This window comes from Pseudomonas sp. GW460-12-10-14-TSB1, from assembly GCF_017349775.1.
Taxonomy (GTDB): domain Bacteria; phylum Pseudomonadota; class Gammaproteobacteria; order Pseudomonadales; family Pseudomonadaceae; genus Aquipseudomonas; species Aquipseudomonas piscium.
Genome location: NZ_JACNAC010000049.1, coordinates 40314 through 49996, shown reverse-complemented (window position 1 = coordinate 49996; position 9683 = coordinate 40314). Strand labels below are relative to the sequence as shown.

General features: G+C 63.3%; 9 protein-coding genes. 7 read left to right on the top strand and 2 right to left on the bottom strand.

All coding sequences use genetic code 11. The features are described 5' to 3' along the window. Together J4D52_RS23575 and J4D52_RS23570 are read right to left on the bottom strand one after the other, a co-directional pair. On the bottom strand, window positions 1–157 hold a 157-nt coding region (locus J4D52_RS23575), incomplete at its 3' end, for an NAD-dependent epimerase/dehydratase family protein (RefSeq protein ID WP_207272158.1). Window positions 158–241: 84 nt separating this feature from the next. Further along, complete coding sequence (locus tag J4D52_RS23570) at window positions 242–1135, bottom strand: LysR family transcriptional regulator ArgP (RefSeq protein ID WP_025805971.1); 894 nt, start codon at window positions 1133–1135, stop codon at window positions 242–244. Between the two features lie 96 nt (window positions 1136–1231). On the opposite strand from J4D52_RS23570, the gene J4D52_RS23565 reads away from it, so the two are divergent. The 7 genes from J4D52_RS23565 to J4D52_RS23535 all read left to right on the top strand — a co-directional run bounded on the left by J4D52_RS23565 (window position 1232) and on the right by J4D52_RS23535 (window position 9681). Further along, window positions 1232–1633: an ACT domain-containing protein gene (locus J4D52_RS23565; RefSeq protein WP_009050524.1), complete on the top strand. Its 402-nt coding sequence runs from the start codon at window positions 1232–1234 to the stop codon at window positions 1631–1633. 5 nt (window positions 1634–1638) lie between these two features. Continuing rightward, window positions 1639–2241 (top strand): LysE/ArgO family amino acid transporter, encoded by a 603-nt coding sequence (locus J4D52_RS23560; protein ID WP_053280653.1) that lies wholly within the window; start codon window positions 1639–1641, stop codon window positions 2239–2241. Window positions 2242–2417: 176 nt separating this feature from the next. After that, the gene (locus J4D52_RS23555; protein WP_007929765.1) at window positions 2418–3014 is read left to right on the top strand and encodes a superoxide dismutase; all 597 of its coding nucleotides are present in this window, start codon (window positions 2418–2420) and stop codon (window positions 3012–3014) included. A 305-nt stretch (window positions 3015–3319) separates the two neighbouring features. After that, on the top strand, window positions 3320–5371 hold the full coding sequence (locus J4D52_RS23550) for a bifunctional diguanylate cyclase/phosphodiesterase (RefSeq protein WP_102677778.1): 2052 nt from the start codon (window positions 3320–3322) through the stop codon (window positions 5369–5371). A gap of 163 nt (window positions 5372–5534) precedes the next feature. Further along, window positions 5535–6878 (top strand): imelysin family protein, encoded by a 1344-nt coding sequence (locus J4D52_RS23545; RefSeq protein WP_025805977.1) that lies wholly within the window; start codon window positions 5535–5537, stop codon window positions 6876–6878. Between the two features lie 280 nt (window positions 6879–7158). After that, complete coding sequence (locus J4D52_RS23540) at window positions 7159–8586, top strand: di-heme oxidoredictase family protein (protein ID WP_063432814.1); 1428 nt, start codon at window positions 7159–7161, stop codon at window positions 8584–8586. Window positions 8587–8616: 30 nt separating this feature from the next. Then, window positions 8617–9681: an imelysin family protein gene (locus tag J4D52_RS23535; protein WP_063432815.1), complete on the top strand. Its 1065-nt coding sequence runs from the start codon at window positions 8617–8619 to the stop codon at window positions 9679–9681. The last annotated feature ends 2 nt before the right edge of the window (window positions 9682–9683 follow it).

Below are 9683 nucleotides of genomic sequence, written 5' to 3'. Positions count from 1 at the left end.
TCAAGTCACCCTGGACGAACTCGGCTCCACGCCGCACCAGATGTTCCACACCTTCGGCCCGACGCCCGTTGACCCGTACATCCAGGCCCTGCTCAAGGGCAAAACGCGCGAAGCGTCCACCAATGAAGCCGCTTGCGCCGGTGACCAGAATTTTCATGACTTGCTCCGATTGCTTTCGTGTTTCATGCCTGTCGCACACTTGTATTGCATGGGGTATTGCCTGATACCTTGACGCCTTGTGTCACGCCAACGGCACCAACCATTGCGCCGAAGAACGCGCCAGGTGCTCGGTGAGCAGACCCAGCAGTTGGCCACCATTGCGCCAATGATGCCAGTACAGCGGCACATCGATCGGCTTATCTGGCAAAAGCTCCACCAACACACCCCGCGCCAACTGGTCGCGCACCTGCAGTTCGGGCACCAGCCCCCAACCCAGGCCGGCCTCGGTCAGGCGGATAAAGCCCTCGGACGAAGGGCACAGGTGATGCTCGAACCCGCCATCGACCCCCAGCGCCGCCAGGTAGCGGTGCTGCAGGAAATCGTCCGGGCCGAACACCAGGGCCGGCGTCCGGGCCAGGCGCTCGGCTTGCACACCCTGCGGAAAATGCCGCTCAAGGAAGGCCGGGCTGGCCAGGGCACGGTAGCGCATGGCGCCCAGCAGCACGCTGCGGGCACCGGCCACCGGCCGCTCGCTGGCGCAGACACAGGCCGCCACTTCCCCGGCCCGCATGCGCTTGAGGCCCACGGTCTGGTCTTCGACGATCAGGTCCAGAAGCAAGTGCTGCTCGGCACAGAAGTCGCCCACGGCCTCGGCCCACCAGGTGGCCAGGCTGTCGGCGTTGAGGGCAATGCGCAGACGCTCCGGCAGACCTTCCTCGTCCAGGGCCGGCACCTGGCTCTGCAGGTCGCGTTCGAGCAGGCGTACCTGCTGCACATGGTTGAGCAGGCGCCGGCCGATTTCCGTCGGCGCCGGCGGCGTGACCCGCACCAGCACCGGCTGGCCGATCCGCGCCTCGAGCAGCTTGATCCGCTGGGAAATGGCCGACTGCGACAACCCCAGCACCTGCGCGGCGCGCTCGAATCCGGCCTGTTCGATCACCGCGGCCAGGGCGGACAGCAACTTATAGTCGAACATCAGTTTTCCTAATGAGCGATCAGTAATATTGGTTTTTCTTATACAGCCTGCGACCGGAAAATAGCCAGCATGCTTTCTCGTTCAAGGACCTTTTTCATGGCTGGCGAAACCTCCCTCGATACCCTGCTGCGCAGCATGAGCCCGCAGCTCAACCCCGGTGACTACGTGTTCTGCTCCATCGCCGACCGCGCCCTGCTCGAGGGCACCGACGTACTGGGCAGCTTTCGCGAGCAGGAAGGGCTCACGGTGATCCTCGAGCGCCAGCAAGCCGAACGCCTGGGGCTGGGCTTCGACTACGTCGCGGCCTGGATCACCCTGAACGTGCATTCGGCTCTGGAAGCCGTCGGCCTGACCGCCGCGTTCGCCAGCGCCCTGGGCAAGGCCGGGATCAGCTGCAACGTGATCGCCGGCTACTACCACGATCATCTGTTTGTCGGTAAGGCCGATGCCGAGCGCGCCATGCACGTACTGCGGCAACTGGCGGCGGGCGAGGAGTAAACGACATGTGGCAGAGCTACGTTAACGGGCTGCTGGTAGCAGCCGGGCTGATCATGGCGATCGGCAGCCAGAATGCTTTTGTCCTGGCCCAGAGCCTGCGGCGCGAACACCACCTGCCGGTGGCCGTGCTGTGCGTGACTTGCGATGCGTTGCTGGTGGCGGCCGGGGTATTCGGCCTGGCCACGGTGCTGGCGCAGAACCCGACGCTGCTGGCGGTTGCCCGCTGGGGCGGCGCCGCGTTCCTGATCTGGTACGGCAGCCAGGCCCTGCGTCGCGCCTGCTCCAGGCAGAGCCTGCAACAGGGCGAGAACCAGACCGTCCGCTCACTGCGCGCGGTGCTGCTCAGTGCGCTGGCAGTGACCCTGCTCAACCCCCATGTGTATCTGGACACCGTGCTGCTGATCGGCTCGCTGGGGGCGCAACAGACCGAACCCGGCGCCTATGTGGTCGGTGCGGCCAGCGCTTCGCTGCTGTGGTTTTTTACCCTCGCCCTCGGCGCCGCGTGGCTGGCTCCATGGCTGGCACGGCCGAGCACCTGGCGCATTCTCGACCTGCTGGTGGCAGTGATGATGTTCAGTGTCGCGATTCAACTCCTCACCGCCGCATGATTTATTCCAAAAGGCTCTGGAACCTCTATCCCACACAGTTGTTGCGTGGTTATGCCGCACCCCCGGTGCTATGATCCGAACCCTGCGCCGCAAAGAGTACAAACTCCCCGGCGCTTGTCTGGCCGCCCGTGATCGGCCTTGCGCCCACCGCAACTGACCTGATTAGGAGAATCACCATGGCTTTCGAATTGCCGCCGCTGCCTTACGCACACGATGCCCTGCAGCCGCACATTTCCAAGGAAACTCTGGAATACCACCACGACAAGCACCACAACACCTATGTCGTGAACCTGAACAATCTGGTGCCAGGCACCGAGTTCGAAGGCAAAACCCTGGAAGAGATCGTCAAATCCTCCTCGGGCGGTATCTTCAACAACGCCGCTCAGGTCTGGAACCACACTTTCTACTGGAACTGCCTGGCGCCAAACGCTGGCGGTCAACCAACCGGCGCACTGGCTGAAGCCATCAACGCGGCTTTCGGTTCGTTCGACAAGTTCAAAGAAGAATTCACCAAGACTTCCGTCGGCACCTTCGGTTCCGGTTGGGGCTGGCTGGTGAAAAAGGCTGACGGTTCCCTGGCCCTGGCCAGCACCATCGGCGCCGGCAACCCGCTGACCAGCGGCGACACCCCGCTGCTGACCTGCGACGTCTGGGAACACGCTTACTACATCGACTACCGCAACCTGCGTCCCAAGTACGTCGAAGCGTTCTGGAACCTGGTCAACTGGAAATTCGTGGCCGAGCAGTTCGAAGGCAAGACCTTCGTCGCCTAAGCCCGTTTGCAGTCAAAAAAACCCGGCATTGCCGGGTTTTTTCGTTTTACCGGCAAGGGCCCGGCTTGCCGCGCCAGCCCAGCGGGCTAACCTCTCTATTCAGGTAAAAAATCTCCGCCGTCCCTCAAGTTGCAAGGCTTGGCTACCGACATATAACCGATAAGCACGGATATGCTGGCTCCCGGCATTCCAGCCAAGCCTACAGGTGAAATATCCTGGGCCTGATTGTCCCTTTGACTGCCATCACGGGATTGCCAATACTCATGGCAACTTGACGCTACACGCACGGAACAAGGAATAACCCTTTGAAGCTGGAACTCAAAAACAGCTTGTCGGTGAAGTTGCTCCGGGTTGTGCTGCTGTCGGCACTGATAGTGGGCGTAGTTCTGAGCTGCGCACAAATCGTCTTCGATGCTTACAAGACTCGGCAGGCGGTCGCTAATGATGCCCAGCGCATTCTCGACATGTTTCGCGACCCCTCGACCCAGGCCGTTTACAGCCTGGACCGCGAAATGGGCATGCAAGTCATCGAAGGTCTGTTCCAGGACGATGCTGTGCGCATGGCCTCCATTGGCCATCCCAACGAAACCATGCTCGCGGAAAAAACCCGTGAGTTGCAGGCCTCCCCCAGCCGCTGGCTGACCGACCTGATCCTCGGCAAGGAACGCACCTTCACCACCCAACTGGTGGGTCGTGGACCCTACAGCGAATACTACGGCGACCTGAGCATCACCCTCGACACGGCCACCTACGGCCAGGGATTCATCGTCAGCTCAGTGATCATTTTCATTTCCGGCGTACTGCGCGCCCTGGCCATGGGCCTGGTGCTGTATCTGGTTTACCACTGGCTGCTGACCAAGCCGCTGTCGCGCATCATCGAGCACCTGACCACCATCAATCCGGACCGCCCCAGCGAACATCAGATTCCCTTGCTCAAGGGCCACGAGCGAAACGAACTGGGGATCTGGATCAATACCGCCAACCAGTTACTGGCGTCGATCGAGCGCAACACGCACCTGCGCCATGAAGCGGAAAACAGCCTGCTGCGCATGGCCCAGTACGACTTCCTCACCGGCCTGCCCAACCGCCAGCAGTTGCAGCAGCAACTGGACAAGATCCTCATCGATGCCGGCCGCCTGCAGCGCCGGGTCGCGGTGCTCTGTGTCGGCCTCGACGACTTCAAGGGCATCAACGAACAGTTCAGCTACCAGACCGGTGACCAGTTGCTGCTGGCCCTGGCCGATCGCCTGCGGGCCCACAGTGGTCGCCTGGGCGCCCTCGCCCGCCTCGGCGGCGACCAGTTCGCCCTGGTCCAGGCCGACATCGAACAACCCTACGAAGCCGCCGAGCTGGCGCAGAGCATTCTCGACGACCTGGAAGCGCCGTTCGCCCTCGACCACCAGGAAATCCGCCTGCGCGCCACCATCGGCATCACCCTGTTCCCGGAAGACGGCGACAGCACCGAGAAGCTGCTGCAGAAAGCCGAGCAGACCATGACCCTGGCCAAGAGCCGGTCGCGCAACCGTTATCAGTTCTATATCGCCAGCGTCGACAGCGAGATGCGTCGGCGCCGCGAACTGGAAAAGGACCTGCGCGAAGCCCTGAGCCGCGAGCAGTTCCACCTGGTCTACCAGCCGCAGATCAGCTACCGCGATCATCGGGTGGTCGGGGTCGAGGCGCTGCTGCGCTGGCAGCATCCGGAACACGGCTTCGTCCCGCCAGACCTGTTCATTCCCCTGGCCGAGCAGAATGGCACCATCATCGCCATCGGCGAATGGGTGCTGGACCAGGCCTGCCGCCAGCTGCGCGAATGGCATGACCTGGGCTTCAGCGACCTGCGCATGGCGGTCAACCTGTCCACCGTGCAACTGCACCACGCCGAGCTGCCGCGGGTGGTCAACAACCTGCTGCAGATCTATCGCTTGCCGCCGCGCAGCCTGGAACTGGAAGTCACCGAAACCGGCCTGATGGAAGACATCAGCACCGCCGCCCAGCACCTGTTGAGCCTGCGCCGCTCGGGTGCGCTGATCGCCATCGACGACTTCGGTACCGGCTATTCGTCCCTGAGCTACCTCAAGAGCCTGCCGCTGGACAAGATCAAGATCGACAAGAGCTTCGTCCAGGACCTGCTGGATGACGACGACGATGCGACCATCGTGCGGGCGATCATCCAGCTCGGCAAAAGCCTGGGCATGCAGGTGATCGCCGAGGGCGTGGAAACCGCCGAGCAGGAGGCCTACATCATCTCCGAAGGCTGCCACGAAGGTCAGGGTTACCACTACAGCAAACCCCTGCCGGCACGGGAGCTGAGCGCCTACCTGAAACAGGCCCAGCGCAGTAACGCGGCCATCCTCTGAAAGCACGATTGCGCGCATAGGCTTGATCCAGCGCAATCGCTTTCTGAATAGGAAATATTTACAACCACAACCCTTTACACATAATGCAAATCTTTCGCATTATGTCGCAGTTTTGCGCGCCCCTCGCGCCAGTCCACCCCTCTCTCGAAGCAGGATGTTCGCCATGATTCGTATGCCTCTGGCTACCGCCAGTCTGTTGGCCATCGCTATTTCCCTCGCCGGTTGCGGCGAAGGCAAAGACAAGGCTGCCGCGCCGCAAGCCGCTGCTCCAGCCGCCAGCACCGCAGCCCCGGCCACCGCTCCTGCGGCCGGCAAGGTCGATGAAGCGGCGGCCAAGGCTGTTGTCGCGCATTACGCCGACATGGTCTTCGCCGTATACAGCGATGCCGAATCCACCGCGAAGACCCTGCAGACCGCGATCGACGCCTTCCTCGCCAAGCCCAACGCCGACACCCTGAAAGCCGCCAAGGCCGCCTGGGTCGCCGCTCGCGTACCTTACCTGCAGAGCGAAGTGTTCCGCTTCGGCAACACCATCGTCGACGACTGGGAAGGTCAGGTGAACTCCTGGCCGCTGGACGAAGGCCTGATCGACTACGTCGACAAGTCCTACGAGCACGCGCTGGGTAACCCGGGCGCCACCGCCAACATCATCGCCAACACCGAAGTCCAGGTCGGCGAAGACAAGGTCGACGTGAAAGACATCACCCCGGAAAAACTCGCCAGCCTCAACGAGCTGGGCGGTTCCGAGGCCAACGTCGCCACCGGCTACCACGCCATCGAATTCCTGCTCTGGGGCCAGGACCTGAACGGCACCGGCCCTGGCGCCGGCAACCGTCCGGCGTCCGACTACCTGGAAGGCGCCGGCGCCACCGGTGGCCACAACGACCGTCGTCGCGCCTACCTGAAAGCCGTGACCCAACTGCTGGTCAACGACCTGGAAGAAATGGTCGGCAACTGGAAACCGAACGTGGCCGACAACTACCGCGCCACCCTGGAAGCCGAACCGGCTGAAAGCGGCCTGCGCAAAATGCTGTTCGGCATGGGCAGCCTGTCCCTGGGCGAACTGGCGGGCGAGCGCATGAAGGTTTCCCTGGAAGCCAACTCCCCTGAAGACGAGCAGGATTGCTTCAGCGACAACACCCACAACTCGCACTTCTACGACGCCAAGGGCATCCGCAACGTCTACCTGGGCGAGTACACCCGCGTCGACGGCACCAAGCTGACCGGCGCCAGCCTGTCGTCGCTGGTGGCGAAAATCGACCCGGCCGCCGACACCGCACTGAAAGCAGACCTGGCCGCTACCGAAGCCAAGATCCAGGTCATGGTCGATCACGCCAACAAGGGTGAGCACTACGACCAACTGATCGCTGCCGGCAACGACGCGGGCAACCAGATCGTGCGTGACGCCATCGCCGCGCTGGTCAAGCAGACCGGTTCGATCGAACAGGCCGCGGGCAAACTGGGCATCAGCGACCTGAACCCGGACAACGCCGATCACGAGTTCTGATCAGCGTTGCGGGAATGAAAAGGCGACCTTCGGGTCGCCTTTTTTGTGCCTGCAGTCCTGTAGCCGCTGCCGCAGGCTGCGATAAGGCCACAGGCCTTCAGCAATCTTGAAACCCTGCGCCCCCTTCGGTGGCGAGCGCAGCCTGCGGCAGCGGCTACAGGACCAGGAAGGCTCGAACCACAGTTGTCCCACGTCAAACGGAACGATAATTCCTCTTATTCAAACTCCCCTGCCCTGTTAGACTTTGCGCCCTTGTTTTGCTCGTCCTGCAGGATATCCGATGCCCCGATCGCTGCTTCGCTGGTCTGCGCTGTTCATGGCCTTGAGCCTGAGTGCCTGCGATGACGCCCCGCGTTTTACCCAGGCCGAGCCGGGTGAAGCGCGTTCCGGCGGTGAAGCGACCGTGCGCAAGAGCGACCAGAACGCCTTTTCCATGCCGTCGGCCAATCTGTCGCCGACCCGGCGCCTGGACTTCAGCGTCGGCAATAGTTTCTTCCGCAGCCCCTGGGTGATCGCCCCCTCGACCACCACCGCCCGCGACGGCCTGGGCCCGCTGTTCAATACCAACGGTTGCCAGAACTGCCATATCAAGGACGGCCGCGGCCACCCGCCGACGCCCGACTCGGACAACGCGGTGTCGATGCTGGTGCGCCTGTCGATCCCCAATGAGCCGGCCTACGCCAAGGTCATCGAGCAGATGGGCATAGTGCCCGAACCAGTGTACGGCGGGCAGTTCCAGGACATGGCGGTGCCTGGCGTCGCTCCGGAAGGCAAGGTGCGGGTCGAGTACGAGCCGCTGACCCTGCGCTTCAAGGACGGCAGCGAAGTCGAACTGCGCAAGCCAAAGCTGCAGATCACCCAGCTCGGCTACGGCCCGATGCATCCCGACACCCGATTCTCGGCCCGCGTGGCGCCACCGATGATCGGCCTGGGCCTGCTCGAAGCCATCCCCGAGGCAGCGATCCTGGCCAATGCCCAAGCACAAGCCAAGGCCAACAACGGCATCGCCGGACGGCCGAACCGGGTCTGGGACGACGCCCAGCAAAAGACCGTACTCGGGCGTTTTGGCTGGAAAGCCGGACAACCCAACCTCAATCAACAAAATGTTCACGCGTTCTCTGGTGATATGGGCCTGACCACCCGCCTGAGACCCTTCGATGACTGCACCGACGCCCAGACCGCCTGCAAGCAAGCCCCCAACGGCAACGGGCCGGATGGCGAACCGGAAGTCAGCGACAACATCCTGCGCCTGGTGCTGTTCTACAGCCGCAACCTCGGGGTGCCGGCGCGTCGCGATGTTGGTTCGCCACAAGTCCTGGCTGGCAAGAACCTGTTCTACCAGGCCGGCTGCCAGTCCTGTCATACCCCCCAGTTCACCACCGCCGCCGATGCCGCGGAACCCGAGCTGGCCAATCAGGTGATCCGCCCTTACAGCGACCTGCTGCTGCACGACATGGGCGAAGGCCTGGCCGACAACCGCAGCGAATTCCAGGCTGGCGGCCGCGACTGGCGCACCCCGCCGCTGTGGGGGATCGGCCTGACGCAAACGGTCAGCGGCCACACCCAGTTCCTGCATGACGGTCGCGCCCGCAACCTGCTCGAAGCCGTGCTCTGGCACGGCGGCGAAGCCCAGGCGGCGCAGCAACAGGTTTTGTCCTTCAATGCCGAACAGCGCGCTGCGCTGCTGGCATTCCTGAATTCTCTTTAACGCCTTCCTACAAGAACCGGGAGCCCGAACATGTTCCGTCCCAAGCTGTTGTTCACCAGCCTTGCCGCGCTCGCCCTGGGCGCCTGCTCGCCGCAGGACCCACAAGCCGTGACCTCGGCGGCCATCGCCAAGCAGGTGATCCTGCCGACCTACAGCCGTTGGGTCGAAGCCGACCGCCAGTTGGCGATCAGCGCCCTGGCCTTCTGTGAAGGCAAGCAAAGCCTGGACACCGCCCGCGCCGACTTCCTGCACGCGCAGAAAGCCTGGGCCGAACTGCAACCCTTGCTGATCGGTCCGCTGGCCGAGGGCAACCGTTCCTGGCAGGTGCAGTTCTGGCCGGACAAGAAGAACCTGGTCGGCCGTCAGGTCGAACAGCTGGTCACCGCCACGCCGCAGATCGACGCCGCCGCCCTGGCCAAATCCAGCGTCGTGGTACAGGGCCTCTCGGCCTACGAGTACATCCTGTTCGACGCCAAGATCGACATGGCCGACAGCGCGCAGAAAGCCCGCTACTGCCCGCTGCTGAGCGCCATTGGCGAACGCCAGAAGCAACTCGCCGAAGAGATCCTGTCGCGCTGGAACACCAGCGACGGCATGCTCGCGCAGATGAGCAAGTTCCCCAACCAGCGCTACGCCGATTCCCACGAGGCCATCGCCGACCTGCTGCGGGTCCAGGTCACCGCGCTGGACACCCTGAAGAAGAAACTCGGCACGCCGATGGGCCGTCAGAGCAAGGGCATTCCACAGCCGTTCCAGGCCGACGCCTGGCGCAGCCAGTCGTCCATGCAGAGCCTGGAAGCCAGCCTCGCCGCAGCCCAGACCGTCTGGGCCGGGGTCGACAACAAGGGCCTGCGCGGCCTGTTGCCGGCCGAGCAGAAGCCGCTGGCCGACAAGATCGACGCCGCCTACGCCGCCTCGCTGAAGCTGTTCGCCAGCACCCAGCGCTCGCTGACCGAGCTGCTGGCCGACGACGCCGGCCGCCAGCAACTGAACGATATCTACGACAGCCTCAACGTCGTCCACCGCCTGCACGAAGGCGAGCTGGCCAAGGCGCTGGGCATCCAACTGGGCTTCAACGCCAACGACGGTGACTGATC